Source organism: Streptomyces sp. NPDC048506, assembly GCF_040651315.1.
Taxonomy (GTDB): Bacteria; Actinomycetota; Actinomycetes; order Streptomycetales; family Streptomycetaceae; genus Streptomyces.
In genome coordinates this window covers 41,290-55,061 of record NZ_JBEZIX010000020.1, presented here as the reverse complement: position 1 = coordinate 55,061, position 13,772 = coordinate 41,290, and the positions used below count along the sequence as shown (strand labels likewise).

12 protein-coding genes and 1 tRNA gene are annotated in these 13,772 nt (G+C 71.4%); 8 read left to right on the top strand and 5 right to left on the bottom strand.

Annotated elements, in window-relative coordinates:
- The first annotated feature begins 26 nt into the window (after positions 1–26).
- Positions 27–100, top strand: a tRNA-Lys gene (locus AB0C96_RS18255).
- A gap of 107 nt (positions 101–207) precedes the next feature.
- Here the strand turns inward: AB0C96_RS18255 and AB0C96_RS18250 are convergent.
- Positions 208–1,449: a M6 family metalloprotease domain-containing protein gene (locus AB0C96_RS18250; protein WP_362918592.1), complete on the bottom strand. Its 1,242-nt coding sequence runs from the start codon at positions 1,447–1,449 to the stop codon at positions 208–210.
- 361 nt (positions 1,450–1,810) lie between these two features.
- Between AB0C96_RS18250 and AB0C96_RS18245 the strand changes: the two genes are divergently transcribed.
- Entirely contained in the window at positions 1,811–3,610 is a 1,800-nt protein-coding gene (locus AB0C96_RS18245; protein WP_362918590.1) for an EAL domain-containing protein, read from the top strand.
- Positions 3,611–3,672: 62 nt separating this feature from the next.
- Here the strand turns inward: AB0C96_RS18245 and AB0C96_RS18240 are convergent, their stop codons facing one another.
- From AB0C96_RS18240 to AB0C96_RS18230, 3 genes are all read right to left on the bottom strand, one after another.
- Positions 3,673–4,776, bottom strand: a complete 1,104-nt coding sequence (locus AB0C96_RS18240; protein WP_362918733.1) for an LLM class flavin-dependent oxidoreductase — start codon at positions 4,774–4,776, stop codon at positions 3,673–3,675.
- 164 nt (positions 4,777–4,940) lie between these two features.
- Positions 4,941–5,666, bottom strand: a complete 726-nt coding sequence (locus AB0C96_RS18235) for a decarboxylase (protein WP_362918588.1) — start codon at positions 5,664–5,666, stop codon at positions 4,941–4,943.
- 162 nt (positions 5,667–5,828) lie between these two features.
- The gene (locus AB0C96_RS18230; RefSeq protein WP_362918586.1) at positions 5,829–6,743 is read right to left on the bottom strand and encodes a decarboxylase; all 915 of its coding nucleotides are present in this window, start codon (positions 6,741–6,743) and stop codon (positions 5,829–5,831) included.
- Positions 6,744–6,950: 207 nt separating this feature from the next.
- Here AB0C96_RS18230 and AB0C96_RS18225 point away from each other — a divergent pair, with 207 nt between their 5' ends.
- On the top strand, positions 6,951–7,916 hold the full coding sequence (locus tag AB0C96_RS18225) for a D-2-hydroxyacid dehydrogenase (RefSeq protein WP_362918584.1): 966 nt from the start codon (positions 6,951–6,953) through the stop codon (positions 7,914–7,916).
- 79 nt (positions 7,917–7,995) lie between these two features.
- Positions 7,996–9,420 carry an amidase gene (locus AB0C96_RS18220; protein ID WP_362918582.1) on the top strand — a complete coding sequence of 475 codons (1,425 nt, stop codon included), beginning with the start codon at positions 7,996–7,998 and terminating at the stop codon, positions 9,418–9,420.
- Here AB0C96_RS18220 and AB0C96_RS18215 read toward each other — a convergent pair.
- Entirely contained in the window at positions 9,417–9,917 is a 501-nt protein-coding gene (locus AB0C96_RS18215) for a DUF3830 family protein (protein ID WP_362918580.1), read from the bottom strand. The two genes, AB0C96_RS18220 and AB0C96_RS18215, sit on opposite strands and share 4 nt — an antisense overlap.
- 150 nt (positions 9,918–10,067) lie before the next feature.
- On the opposite strand from AB0C96_RS18215, the gene ehuB reads away from it, so the two are divergent.
- The 4 genes from ehuB (at position 10,068) to ehuA (ending at position 13,276) form a co-directional block, all read left to right on the top strand.
- On the top strand, positions 10,068–11,006 hold the full coding sequence (gene ehuB, locus AB0C96_RS18210; RefSeq protein WP_362918579.1) for an ectoine/hydroxyectoine ABC transporter substrate-binding protein EhuB: 939 nt from the start codon (positions 10,068–10,070) through the stop codon (positions 11,004–11,006).
- A complete protein-coding gene (gene ehuC, locus AB0C96_RS18205; RefSeq protein ID WP_362918577.1) occupies positions 11,003–11,734 on the top strand; it encodes an ectoine/hydroxyectoine ABC transporter permease subunit EhuC in 732 nt (243 codons plus the stop codon). Before ehuB ends, ehuC begins: the two co-directional genes overlap by 4 nt.
- 32 nt (positions 11,735–11,766) lie before the next feature.
- Positions 11,767–12,384, top strand: coding sequence for an ectoine/hydroxyectoine ABC transporter permease subunit EhuD (gene ehuD, locus AB0C96_RS18200; RefSeq protein WP_362918732.1), 618 nt, complete (start codon positions 11,767–11,769; stop codon positions 12,382–12,384).
- 136 nt (positions 12,385–12,520) lie between these two features.
- On the top strand, positions 12,521–13,276 hold the full coding sequence (ehuA, locus tag AB0C96_RS18195; RefSeq protein ID WP_362918731.1) for an ectoine/hydroxyectoine ABC transporter ATP-binding protein EhuA: 756 nt from the start codon (positions 12,521–12,523) through the stop codon (positions 13,274–13,276).
- Positions 13,277–13,772 lie beyond the last annotated feature (496 nt).

The following is a 13,772-nucleotide window of genomic DNA, read 5'->3' as shown; positions in this document are numbered from 1 at the left end:
GATGCTAATGTTTTCCCCGTCAGCAGGCGCCGCTAGCTCAGTTGGTTAGAGCAGCTGACTCTTAATCAGCGGGTCCGGGGTTCGAGTCCCTGGCGGCGCACAGACGGTCGAAGGCCCCCACCTCGGTGGGGGCCTTCGACGTGTGCGCACGTTCGCCCTGTCCGTACGGCGGTGATCCCGGTGTGCCCGGGCCCCCGCGTCCGGACGTCAGCCGCGTCCGACCTTGACCGCCCAGTCCCCGTCGCCGGACCGGCCCACGACCTGGATGCGCACGCCGTCCCCGCGGTCGTCCATGCTCTCCCCCACGCCCAGCGGCGCATCGGCGAGCGGCGGGTAGACGGAGGTGCCCCAGCACGCCGCGGTGCCGGGGTGGCCGTCTAGGACGTGGACCGGGCCCGATCCGGAGGGCGTCTCGCTGCGCACCCGGTAGACCAGCACGCCCTCGGTGCACAGCGCACGGTCGTTGCCGCCGGCACCGCGCGCCTCGATGGCCAGCGCGCTGTCGGGGCCGGTGCGGACCACCAGGAGCCGCGGCCGGCGCTGGCCGCGGGGCTCCCTGGGGGCGGAGAGCTGCCGCAGCGAGTGCAGGGCGGGGCTGGTCAGATCGACGCAGTCGACCTGGTTGTCGGCGATCCAGCCGAGCCTCCACTTGTGCCAGGCGAAGGGGTCGGGCGCGAGTCCGAACTGGCTGCCCATGAGGTCCCAGTCCCCCACATAGGTGTCCCAGTCGCCCTTGCCGTTCCGCGGCCGGTGGTAGAGGTCCGGGAGGTCGAAGACGTGCCCGGTCTCGTGGGCGAGGACGTTGCGGTCCGGCGGGCTCTGCTCGAAGACGGTCACGAACCGGCGGAGCTCGCGGTCGTCGGCGTGCATCGGCTGATCGAGGTTGACGACCTTGGTGGCGTCCGAATCGACGCCGGGCGCGTCCGGATCAGCGACGAAATAGACCATGTCGTAGCGATTGAAGTCCACCGTCGGATCCGCCGCGGCGACCGCGTCGCGCAGATAGGCGGCGCGTCGCCCGGCGTCCCAGTCGCGCCGTATTCCATACGCAACGGATGTGCGCGGCATCTTCACCCAGGAGCGGTGCACATGTGGGCGCAGCCGGAACGTTCCGTACGAGGCATGTTCGAAGAAGGTGGAGGTGGCGGGGAAGTAGTCGCGGGAGAGTTCCTGCGGGGCGGCGGTCGGCCGGGAGTCCGGGAAGGAGAGATAGATCATGACGGCGTCGAGCGGACGGTCCGGTCGCGTGTAGGAGGCGTTCCAGCCGTCCACGCCCTCGGAGTGGTGGGCGTCGGTGCGCCCCAGTGCGCAGGAGAGAGCCGCCTCGGACGCGGTGGCGGGGCCGGCGACGATGGATGTCGCGATGAGCGCGCTCAAGGACGTGACGAAGGCCGCGGCGCGCCGCAGACGGCGGCGCTCGCCCCCGTCAGGCGTCTGGGCACGCGGCACACATACCTCCAGGGACGGATTCGGAGACCTCATCTACCCTGTGGCGATTTAATGCTATTCGTCCCGCTCAAGGGGCCCAGAAGAGTGACCGGCGCGCCTCCGCCACCTCGTAACGGAAAGTCACAAACGACCAAGGGGGCAATCAGTACGAACAGCAGCGAACAGAAATGGCTGAAGTTCCGTCATGCATGCCGACGATCACGGCTGCGTCGCTGGATCGGCCGTTGCACCAGCCTCTATGATCGCCACACTTTCCAGCGCGAGAAGCACCCTCCATCACGAGACCAGTGCCATGTGGGAGCGAGCAGTGAGCGGACACCCCGACAGCCCGGGCCGCACCCCCGGAGCGACACTGCCCTCAGTGACGGAGCGTAACGATACGACCAAAGGAACGGCGGACGCCCGGTCCACCGCCGACCACCACGGCGACGACGACAGCGCGGCCTCCCTCGGCGACTACCGCGCCGCCTTCTACGCCGGACCCCTGGCAATGGCCGTCCTCAACCGCGACGGCCTGGTCCTGGCCGCCAACCCCGCCTTCGGCGAGCTGGTGGGCACCGACCCGGCCGAGCTGGTCGCCGCCACCGCGGCGGACCTCACCGACCTCGGCGCCGACCCCCGGGTCTGGACCGCCTACCGCGAGGTGCTGTGCGGCCGCAGCGAGCGGATGCGCTGCACCCGCCGCCTCAAACACCCCGAAGGGCACTCCGTCTGGGTGGAGGTGACCGTCGAGCCGCTCACCCCGGAGCCGCTCAGCGGCGAGGAGCGGATGCTGCTGTCGGTGGCGGACATCAGCGACCGGCACGACCTGCTCGCCCGGCTCCGGCACCTCCAGATGCACGACCCGGTGACCCGACTGCCCAATCGGGCGCTGTTCTTCGAGCGGCTCTCCACCGCCCTGGAGACCGCCGCCTTCGAACCGTCCGGCACCGGCCGGATCGGGCTGTGCTACCTCGACCTGGACGGCTTCAAGGCCGTCAACGACACCCTGGGGCACCGGGTCGGGGACCGGCTGCTGAGCGCGGTGGCGCAGCGGCTGATGCGCTGCGCGGAGACCACCGACGACCGTGGGACGGGCCGGGCCGGGCACCTGGTGGCGCGCCTCGGCGGTGACGAGTTCGCTCTTTTGGTGGAGGACTCCACCGGCACCGATCAGCTGGCCGAACTCGCCCAGTGCGTCCTCGACGCGCTCCAACGCCCGTTCGACCTGGCCGGGCAGCGGCTGTCGGTGTCGGCGAGCATCGGCGTCGTGGAGCGGGCCGCCAGCGGCACCACCGCGACCGGGCTGATGCAGGCCGCCGACACCACGCTGTACTGGGCCAAGGAGGACGGCAAGGCCCGTTGGACGCTCTTCGACCCGGAGCGCAACGCCCACCGGATGACCCGGCAGGCGCTGTCCAGCACGCTCCGCCCGGCCGTCGACCGGGGCGAGTTCACCCTGGAGTACCAGCCGCTGGTCGGGCTGGGCGACGGCCGGGCGCAGGGGGTGGAGGCGCTGGTGCGCTGGCGGCACCCGCAGTTCGGCACGCTGCCGCCGAATCGGTTCATCGCGCTGGCCGAGGAGAACGGCGCAATCGTCGAGCTGGGCCGCTGGGTCCTGGAGCGGGCCTGCTACCAGGCGCGCGCCTGGCAGCTGGCGCACCCGGAGGGCCAACCGCTGTTCGTCAGCGTCAATGTGGCGGTGCGTCAGGTGTGGGACTCCGACCTGGTCGCGGACGTGGCCGGGATCCTCGACGAGACCGGGCTGCCGCCGCAGCTGCTCCAGCTGGAACTGACCGAGTCGGCGGTCATGGGATCGGCCGGCCGGCCGCTCCAGGCCCTCCAGGCGCTGAGCGACATGGGCGTGCGCATCGCCATCGACGACTTCGGCACCGGCTACTCCAACCTCGCCTACCTCAGCCGGCTCCCGGTGTCGGTGCTCAAGCTGGACGGCTCCTTCGTCCACGGCTTCCGCTCCCAGGAGCACCCCAACCCGGCGGACGAGATGATCGTCGAGGCGCTGGTGGCGCTGGCACACCGCCTGGGGCTGACGGTCACCGCCGAGTGCGTGGAGAGCGCCGAACAGGCGGAGCGGCTGCGGCGGATCGGCTGCGACACGGGGCAGGGCTGGCTGTACTCACGGCCGGTGGCGCCGGACCGGGTCGCCGCGCTGTTCATCTGAGCCGTCCGGAGCGGGTGCGGCGGAGCCCCGTCCCGCCGCACCCGCCCCGTACGGCCCCCGGTCTACATGCCGTACGCGTCCGCGAGGAGCTCGTACGACCTCAGCCGCGCCGCGCTGCCGTGGGCGTTGGACGTGATCATCAGCTCGTCGGCGCCGGTCCGCTTGGCGAGGTCGTCGAGGCCCTGGCGGACCGCGTCCGGGGTGCCGTGGACGACGTTGCCCAGCCAGCTGTCGACGAAGCCGCGCTCCAACTCGTTGAAGCGGTGGGTCTCGGCCTCCTCCGGGGTCGGCACCAGGCCGGGGCGGCCGGTGCGGAGCCGGACCATCGACAGGGCGCCGGTCATGACCTGGCGGCGGGCCTCCCGCTCGTCCTCGGCGGCCAGCGCGGACACGCCGATCAGGGCGTACGGCGCGGAGAGCACCGCGGAGGGGCGGAAGGACGCGCGGTAGAGGTCGAGCGCGGGGAGGGTGTTGGCCGCGGAGAAGTGGTGCGCGAAGGCGAACGGCAGCCCCAGCGAGCCGGCGAGCCGGGCGCTGAAGCCGGACGAGCCCAGCAGCCAGAGCGGCGGGCGGTGCGCGGACTGCACCCCGCCGGGCGCGGTGGCCTGCACCGGGCCGGGGACCGCGTGGATCGCGGCGTACGGGTGTCCGTCGGGGAACGAGTCGTCCAGGAAACGGGTCAACTCGGCGAGCTGCTGCGGGAATTCATCCCCAAGTTCTCGGCTCCGCTCGAACAGGGGAGACCCCACTCCAGCCTCCCGCAGCCGTTCGGTACGGCGCAGCGCCGCGGCGGTGGCGCCGTCGGTGCCCGGCGCCCGGCCCAGGCCGAGGTCGATGCGGCCGGGGGCCATCGCCTCCAGCGTGCCGAACTGCTCGGCGATGACCAGCGGGGCGTGGTTGGGCAGCATCACGCCGCCGGAGCCGAGCCGGATCCGGTCGGTGTGCGCGGCGAGGTGGGCGAGCAGGACGGCGGGCGAGGAGGAGGCGACGCCGGGCATGGAGTGGTGCTCGGCGACCCAGTAGCGGTGGAAGCCGCGGCGTTCGGCCGTACGTGCGATCTCGACGGCGGTGCGCACCGCACCGGAGGCGGTGCTGCCGGCGCCGACCGTCACCAGGTCGAGCACGGACAGCGGGACCGGGGCGCTGCCCCGGGCGGTGCCCCGTATGCCGTCGCCACCGTCGTGGGTCGGGTCGGGGAGCGCCTCGCCGCCGGCACGCTTCTCGTCGTTCTCGCCGCTCACGGTGCGGGTCCTCCTTGCGTCGCTGGGTCTGCCGCAAGGACAACCGGAGATACTCTCCACTTATTCCCGGGTCACCGTCCCGGACCGTGTCACCCGTCCGCGGTGCACGCGAAGAGCGTGCCCAGAGCCGGGCAGGAGACCGTTCGACCCAGCAGCCGCAGCCCCTCCCAGACCGTCACCTGATTCGCGGTGAGGACCGGTTTGCCCAGCTCCGCTTCGAGGGCGGACAGCTGCGCCGCGGTGTGCAGGGCGGTGTCCGGCAGCAGGACGACCTCGGCGTCGGGGTGGTCGCCGGCGCGGGCCAGCGCGAGCACCTCCGCGTGCCCCCAGGTGCCGACCTCGGCGGCGGTGATGATGCCGCTGCCCCGGGTGGCGACGACCTCCGCACCGGCGGACTTCAAGAAGGCACGGAAGTGCTCGGCCACGTCCTCCGGGTACGTCGCGGCGATGGCGACCCGGTGGGCGCCGAGCGCCCGGACGGCGTGCGCGAAGGCGAAGGACGTGCTGGAGGCGGGCAGGCCGGCGGTCGCCGACAGCTCCCTGACCTGAACGCGCGCGCCCTCCCAGCCGAAGACGAAGCTGGCGCTCGTACAGGCCCAGACGACCGCCTCGGCGCCGCGCTCGACGAGCTCGGCGACGCCGGCCGCCAACCGGGCCGCGGAGCCCATCTCCAGCAGCGCGTCGACCCGGTGGGCGTCCTCGCCGATGTCGGTGTGGACCAGCGGCAGGCGGACCGAGCCGCCCAGGATCGTCTCCATCCGGGGGTAGTCGTCCTCCGCGGAGTGGCCGGGGTAGAGGAAGCCGACCGATGCCATGCAGATCTCCCTTGCGTGTACGGGCGTACGGCTGCGGGTGCCGGGGCGTTGAGGGGGTGCGGGTGTCTTCTCGGGTGGGGCGGCGGGTCCGGCGAGGGACGCTGCCGGCGGTACGGCGAACGGCGCCGACAGCGTCCGGGGCCGGGACCGGTCCAACGGGCCTCAGAGCGGGGGCAGCGGACCGGGGTCCTCGGGTGGGTGGGGCGTCGACTCGATGCCGTCCGCCGGCTCCCCTTCCGGTGGCGCGGGGGACCCGGCGAAGGCGGCCTCCGGAGTGGCCCGCGGGGCGCCCGGGTCCGGTGCCGGCGGTTCGGTCCCGGTCATCGCGGCCGGGCCGCGCCGCGCCACCGGATCGAGCAGCGCCTGGTACGGGCCCACCGCCTCGACGCCGATGGCGCGCAGCGCCGCCCACATCGTGACCTGATTGGCGGACAGCACCGGCATCCGCAGCTCGGCCTCCAGCTGCGGGATGACGTCGTAGGTCGGCAGGTTGGTGCAGCTGATGAAGAGGGCGTCGGCGGCACCGACGACGGCCGCGCGGGCCATGTCGACGACGTCGCGGTAGGGCACCTTCCAGATGTGCCGGGTCAGTCCGAGATAGGCGCGGCCGGTGACCGTGATGCCCGCCTCGGCGAGGTAGTCCTCCAGGGAGTCGGTGACCGATTTCGTATAGGGCGTGACCACGGCGATGCGCCGCGCGTCCATGTCGCGCAGCGCCTCGATCAGCGCGCCCGAGGTGGTGAGGGAGGGAACCTCCCCCGCCTGGACCATGGCAGCGCACATGGCCCGCTCGCCCGCCACACCGCCGACGAAGCTGCCGGAGGTGCACGCATAGGCAATGACCTGCGGTGATACCGCGCAGAGCGCCTGGACGGCAGCGTCCAGGGTTTCGTGCTCGCTGACCAGACGGGCCAGGTCGAGGCTCACCTCGACGGGCACGAACGGAGTTCGGGTGAGGTGGAGCGACACATCGTCGGGCACCCAGCGCCACAGCTCGCGGTCGAGCGCGAAGTCAAAAGGGGCGACAACGCCCACACCGAGCTGAGGCTGGGGACCACCCAGAAAGGAGACGTCCATTGAAGGCCCCTAGACGAAACGAAGGGCTGATGGCCAGGCCAGTGGCCGGGGATGAGGTGCAGCCGGAGCAAGCCGGGACGTCGGGACAGATGCCGTTGTTGACACGGTAGATACGACTTCTTAGCGTGGTCAATCCTCGCATCTCAGGCATCTGCCGGCGTCCCTTTCTAGTGAAAGGGGCTCACGTTTCAGAACGGTTTCTGACCTATGTCCGAAAGCACCGTCCTCGTCCTGGGTTCCGACCCCCCGCCGAAGCTCGATCGACTGACCGGCAGGGCCCGGGTGATCTTCACCGACGAGGCCTCGCTGGCCGACCGACTGCCCACCGCCGACGTGCTGTTGGCCTGGGACTTCACCTCCGACGCGATCCGCGAGAGCTGGCCGGAGAAGGGTCCAAAACCCGGGTGGGTGCACACCGCGAGCGCCGGCGTGGACCGGCTGATGTGCCCGGCGCTGATCGCCGACGACACCCTCGTGACCAACGCCCGCGGCGTCTTCGAGCAGCCGATCGCCGAGTACGTCGCCGGGCTGGTGATCGCCATGGCCAAGGACTTCTACGGAAGTTGGGAGCTCCAGCGGCAGCGGCGCTGGCAGCACCGGGAGACGCTGCGGCTGGCCGGCAGCCGCGCGGTCGTGGTGGGCTCCGGACCGATCGGCCGGGCCATCGGGGCCACTCTGCTGGCACTGGGTGTCACGGTCGATCTGGTCGGCCGCCGGGCGCGCGGGGACGACCCGCAATTCGGCGCCGTCCACCCGAGTGACGCGCTGAACGACCTGCTGCCCCACGCGGATTGGGTGGTCTGCGCCGCGCCCCTGACGGACGCCACCCGCGGGCTGTTCGACGCGGCGGCGTTCGCCCGGATGCCACCGCGGGCGCGCTTCATCAACGTCGGGCGCGGGCCGCTGGTCGTCGAGGACGACCTGGTCGCGGCGCTGCGCGAGTGGCGGATCGCGGCGGCGGCGCTGGACGTCTTCGAGCGCGAGCCGCTGACCGCGGACAGCCCACTGTGGGACGTACCGCACCTGATCGTCTCGCCCCACATGAGCGGCGACACCCTGGGCTGGCGGGACGCGCTGGCCGACCAGTTCCAGGACCTCTTCGACCAGTGGGCCGCCGGCCGGCCGCTGACCAACCTCGTCGACAAGCAGCTCGGGTACGTACCGGTGCAGTGACCGCGCGGGCTGCCCGGCCCCGGCGCGGCAGCCACGCCCCCGCCCGCCGCCTCCAGGGCGGCCAACGCTCGGAGGACGCATGACCACCGAATCGACTCGGCTCGCCGACCTCACCGCCACCCGGCTCACCGCCGGGTACGCCGCCGGCGAGTTCTCCCCCGTCGAGGCCGCCCGGGCGGCACTGGAACGCGCCGAGGCCGCGCAGGCCGCCACCAACTGCTTCACCCGGATCGACGCGGACGGGGCGCTGGCGGCCGCCGCGGAGTCGACGGAGCGCTGGCGGGCCGGCGCGCCGGCCGGGCCGGTCGACGGGGTGCCGGTCACCGTCAAGGACATCCTCCTCACCCGGGGCACGCCGACGCTGCGCGGTTCGCGGACGGTGCGGGCCGAGGGACCGTGGGAGGAGGACGCTCCGTCGGTCGCCCGGCTGCGGGAGTCCGGTGCGGTGTTCCTCGGCAAGACGACCACTCCGGAGTTCGGCTGGAAGGGCGTCACCGACAGTCCGCGGCACGGGGTGACGGGCAATCCGTACGACCCCGGGCGCACCTCGGGCGGCTCCAGCGGCGGCAGCGCGGCGGCGCTGGCGCTCGGTGCCGGACCGCTGAGCCTGGGCACCGACGGCGGCGGTTCGGTCCGCATCCCGGCGTCCTTCTGCGGCGTCTTCGGGCTCAAGGCGACCTACGGGCGGGTGCCGCTGTATCCGGCGAGCCCGTTCGGGACGCTGGCGCACGTCGGGCCGATGACCCGGGACGCGGCGGACGCGGCGCTGATGATGGACGTGATCGTCGGCCCGGACTGGCGGGACTGGTCGCAGCTGGGGCCGGCCGCCGGCTCGTTCCGGGAGGCGCTGGCCGATCCGGTCGACGGGCTGCGGGTGGCCTACAGCCCGTCGCTGGGCTGGGACGTGGCGGTCGCCCCGGAGGTGGCCGCGGCGGTGCGCGGGGCGGTCGAGGTGCTCGTTGGGCTCGGGGCGTCCGTCGAGGAGATCGATCCGGGCATCCAGGACCCGGTGGAGGCGTTCCACACGCTGTGGTTCAGCGGAGCGGCACGGGTCGTGCAGCACCTGGACGACGCGCAGCGCGCGCTGCTGGACCCGGGGCTGCGGGAGATCTGCGAGCAGGGCGCCCGCTACAGCGCGCTGGACTACCTGGCGGCGGTCGACACCCGGATGGCGCTGGGCCAGGCGATGGGCCGCTTCCACAGCGCCTACGACCTGCTGGTGACGCCGACCGAGCCGATCACCGCGTTCGAGGCCGGCGCGGAGGTGCCGTCCGGATCAGGCCACACCCGCTGGACCGGCTGGACGCCGTTCACCTACCCGTTCAACCTCACCCAGCAGCCGGCCGCGACCGTGCCCTGCGGGGTGGACGGCGACGGGCTGCCGATCGGCGTCCAGCTGGTCGGCGCGCGGCACGCGGACGCGCTGGTGCTGCGCGCCGCGCACGCCCTCTACGAGGCGGGGGCGGCCCGGATCCCCGCCCCGCCGCTCCCCGGGAATCGCTAGGCCCGCCGGAAGTTGAGGGTCTCGCCCAGGGCGCCGGCCCGCCACAGGTCCTGGCAGGCGTCGGCCATCCGGTCCAGGCCGTCGACGACGCTGCCCCACACGATGCCGGGCACCCAGCCCGCGTCACCGTTGATCAGCAGGTTGTTGCGCTCGTAGAAGAGCGCGAGGTCGACGACGGTGGCGCGGCCCTGGTGCTGTGCCTGGCTCTCGTAGCCGTAGGACGCGGTGCCCAGTTGGACGTCGCTGAAGGTGAAGTAGCACAGGTCGCCGGGGATCGGGGTGACCGTCGGGTTCTCCAGCGGCGGCTCCTCGGGCGCGAAGGGCGCGAGCAGGGCGTAGATCTCGTTGCGGGCGTACTTGGCGTGGTAGACGTCGCCGCCGAGCGGGAGGGCGTCCCAGACGGCGTTGCAGGTGATCGGCGCGCGGTCGTCGAGCAGTTTCGCCGTGCAGCTGACGCCGCGCTTGTCGAGCGAGACTTCGATGAAGCGATCGGTCATGCTCAGATCGTAGGGGGGCAATAGCCGCGTTTGGAACAGCTTGGAACAGCATGGACGAGTACGGCACAGGACGGAACGACTCCCGACCGCTTGCATCAAGCGCCGGAAACGATCGGCATATCTGCCAGGGGTTCGGGTAGCCGCGCGCCCATGGCTCCACCACCATGGAACACCTCAGAGAACTCAGGCCACTTGACACCCGGCATCCGCCGCCGGTCGCTGCTCGCGGGGGTAGCGGCGCTCGGCGCAGCGGGCGCCCTGGGAGCGGCCACCGGCTGCTCCCGGGTCGACGTCACCGGCGCGACGGACGGCGGACACCTCCTCGACGACCTGCGCAGCAAGGGCACCGTGCGGATGGGCATCGCCAGCGAGCCGCCGTACGCCTCGATCAACAGCAAGGGCGAGCTGACCGGCGAGGCCCCCGCGGTCGCCAAGACGATCTTCCAGCGGCTGGGGATCAAGCACTTCGAACCGGTGCCGGTGGAATTCGGCGCGCTGGTGCCCGGACTGCACTCCTTCCAGTACGACGTGATCGTCGCCGGCATGTTCATCAACAAGGCGCGCTGCCAGGCGGTGCTCTTCTCCGACCCGGACTACGAGTCGAAGGACGCCTTCCTCGTGCCCAAGGGGAACCCGCACAAGATCAAGGGCTATCCGGACGTCGCCCGGCAGCACCTCCGGTTGGGCAGCGGCATCGGCTATGCGGAGATCGACTACGCGGTCGGCAACGGCGTCAAGAAGAGCACCATCCAGACCTACGGCGACCAGATCGCCGGAATGGAGGCACTGGAGGCGGGCCGGATCGACGCCTTCGCCGGCACCGCGCTGTCCATGATCGAGGCGCTGAAGACCGGTAAGCACCCCACGGTGGAGATGACCGCCCCGTTCACCCCGACGGTGGACGGCAAGCCGCAGCAGGACGGCGGCGGCTACGGCTTCCGGATCGGCGAGACCCGGCTGCGGGACGCCTTCAACCGCGAGCTGCACAAGATGAAGAAGAGCGGCGAACTGCTGCGCATCGCCAAGCCGTACGGCTTCACCGAGGAGTTCATGACCGACCTCACCGCGAAGGAGCTCTGCAAAAAGTGACCTCTGCGTTGTGGGAACTCTTCTTCAAGGGACTGTGGATCACCATCCAGTTGATGGTCTACAGCGCCGCCCTGGCCGCCGTCGTGGCCTTCGGCATCGGTCTGGCCCGTACCTCGCGCCTCTGGATCGTCCGCTTCCTGTCCGGTGTGTACGTGGAGTTCTTCCGCGGCACCTCGGCCCTGGTGCTGATGTTCTGGCTGTTCTTCGCGTTGCCCCTGCTGGGCTGGCAGCTCGTCGGCATCTGGGCCGGCACCCTGGCGCTCGGCCTGTCGTACGGCGCGTACGGCTCGGAGATCGTCCGCGGCGCCGTCCAGGCGGTGCCGCCGGCCCAGCGCGAGGCGGCCATCGCGCTGAGCTTCTCGCCCTGGCAGCGGCTGCGGAAGGTGATCCTGCCGCAGGCCGTCCCCGAGATGATGCCGCCGTTCAACAACCTGCTGATCGAGCTGCTCAAGGGGACCGCGCTGGCGTCGCTGCTGTCCATCGGGGAGCTCACCTTCCAGGCCAAGCTGGCCCGGCTGTCGACCGGCCAGAGCGCCCAGGTCTACGGAATCATCCTCGTCCTGTACTTCGCGGTCGCCTTCGTGGTGACCCGGATCATGCGGCTGCTGGAGCGCCGCGCCAAGGCCTCGGTGGGCCGGGCGGTGCCCAGGGGCGAGGGCTGGTTCTCCCGCAAGCTGCCCGTCGAGACGCAGGGACCCGAGGCGCTGGCCACCGGAGGGAAGCCGTGAACAACTGGTCGTGGAGCTACGTCGGCGAGATCATGCCGGACCTCCTCAAGGGGCTGTGGATCACCGTCCAGGCGACGGTCTACGGCTCGCTGGTGTCCTTCGCCCTCGGCCTGGTGTGGGCGCTGCTGCTGCGCTCGCCGAGCCGGTGGGTGACCTGGCCGGTCAGCATCGTCGTCGAATTCATCCGCAACACCCCGCTGCTGGTGCAGCTGTTCTTCCTGTTCTTCGTCCTGCCGAGCTGGGGGCTGACCTTCTCGCCGCTGACCACCGGTGTCATCGGCCTGGGCCTGCACTACTCGACGTACACCGCCGAGGTCTACCGCGCCGGCATCGACGGCGTGCCGCCCGGTCAGTGGGAGGCGGCGACGGCGCTGAGCCTGCCGCGCCGACGCACCTGGACCGCGGTGATCCTGCCGCAGGCGTTCCGCCGGGTGGTGCCCGCGCTCGGCAACTACGTCATCGCGATGTTCAAGGACACGCCGCTGCTGGCCGGTATCACCGTCGCGGACATGCTCTTCCAGGCGAACAGCATCAGCGCCACCACCTTCGACTACCTGGAGCCGATCACCGTCGTCGGCGTCCTCTTCGTGGTCATCTCCTACCCCACCTCCCTCCTCCTGCGAGCCCTGGAGCGTCGTCTTGTCCGCTGACCGCAACCCCTCGAAGGACCACGCCAAGGACCACGCGAAGGACCACGCGAAGGAAACCGCCGGCACGGCGGCCGAGGGCCCTTCCCCCACCGCCGGGGAGACCCCCGCCCGGACGGGGTCCGGGGCAGGCACCGAGCTGATCCGCTTCGACCGCGTCACCAAGCGCTTCGGCGCCCACACCGTGCTGGACTCCCTGGACTTCACGGTCTCCGCAGGCAAGCACGTCACCCTGATCGGGCCGTCCGGTTCCGGCAAGACCACGATCCTGCGGCTGCTGATGACGCTGCTGACGCCGGACGAGGGCACCATCAAGGTCGGCGGCGCGTATCTGACGCACGAGGAGAAGGGCGGCAAGCTCGTACCGGCCGGGGAGAAGCACGTCCGCGAGGTGCGCAAGAACATCGGCATGGTGTTCCAGCAGTTCAACCTCTTCCCCAACATGAAGGTGCTGCGGAACATCACCGAGGCGCCGGTGCACGTCCTGGGCCTGGACAAGGACGCCGCCGAGGAGCGGGCCCGCGAGCTGCTGGACCTGGTGGGCCTGACCGAGCACCTCGACAAGTACCCCACCCAGCTCTCCGGCGGCCAGCAGCAGCGGGTCGCCATCGCCCGCGCGCTGGCGATGCGCCCGCAGGTGCTGCTGCTGGACGAGGTGACCTCGGCGCTGGACCCGGAGCTGGTGGCCGGCGTACTCGACCTGCTGCGGGACATCGCGCGCACCACGGACATCACGATGCTCTGCGTGACCCATGAGATGAACTTCGCCCGGGACATCTCCGACGACGTCCTGATGTTCGACGCCGGCCGGGTCATCGAATCCGGGCCCCCGGAGAAGATCTTCACGGAGCCCGAGCACGAGCGCACCCGGGAGTTCCTGAGCGCGGTGCTTTGAACCGCACGCAGTAGCCGCGCGGTTCGCGGGTGGTGTGTCCCCCCTCCGCCGGGGGCACACCACCTTTCTCCTTCCGCCCTTCTCCTTTCTCCCTTCTCCTTTTCTGCCTTTCTCCTTTCTGTGCTCCGGCACGTCGATTCCGCCACTGGCAAAGGCCGGTGCCCATGCGGCACGGTCAACTCCGGTGGGCAGGCCGGATATCGCTGTTACGGCGACGACACGGGCGGCCGGCAGGTCTGCACCTTCGGCCGCCGGACGATCGAGCACCACGTCCTCCCCTGGTACGCCTCCGGGTGGCAGCGCAGCACGATCAAGGGCGCCGGCGACGCGAAGACGCCGCCCACCTCGCGGGACGCCCCGAGGTCCGCCGGAAACGGTCTGGGAATGGCCGATTCCTTATCCTCTGAGGGCCCTACCCCGGCTCTGCCCCAGGTCGACCGGGTGCCACCGGCGTACGCCGCAGCCCGCACCCAGCCCGATGACCTTGGCATATGCC

Bases quoted from the DNA above. Each gene is read 5' to 3' on its own strand.
- AB0C96_RS18225 (WP_362918584.1), top strand. From the start codon at position 6,951: ATGTCCGAAAGCACCGTCCTCGTCCTGGGTTCCGACCCCCCGCCGAAG.
- AB0C96_RS18220 (WP_362918582.1), top strand. From the start codon at position 7,996: ATGACCACCGAATCGACTCGGCTCGCCGACCTCACCGCCACCCGGCTC.
- ehuD (WP_362918732.1), top strand. From the start codon at position 11,767: ATGCCGGACCTCCTCAAGGGGCTGTGGATCACCGTCCAGGCGACGGTC.
- AB0C96_RS18230 (WP_362918586.1), bottom strand. From the start codon at position 6,743: ATGGACGTCTCCTTTCTGGGTGGTCCCCAGCCTCAGCTCGGTGTGGGC.
- ehuB (WP_362918579.1), top strand. From the start codon at position 10,068: ATGGCTCCACCACCATGGAACACCTCAGAGAACTCAGGCCACTTGACA.
- AB0C96_RS18215 (WP_362918580.1), bottom strand. From the start codon at position 9,917: ATGACCGATCGCTTCATCGAAGTCTCGCTCGACAAGCGCGGCGTCAGC.
- AB0C96_RS18235 (WP_362918588.1), bottom strand. From the start codon at position 5,666: ATGGCATCGGTCGGCTTCCTCTACCCCGGCCACTCCGCGGAGGACGAC.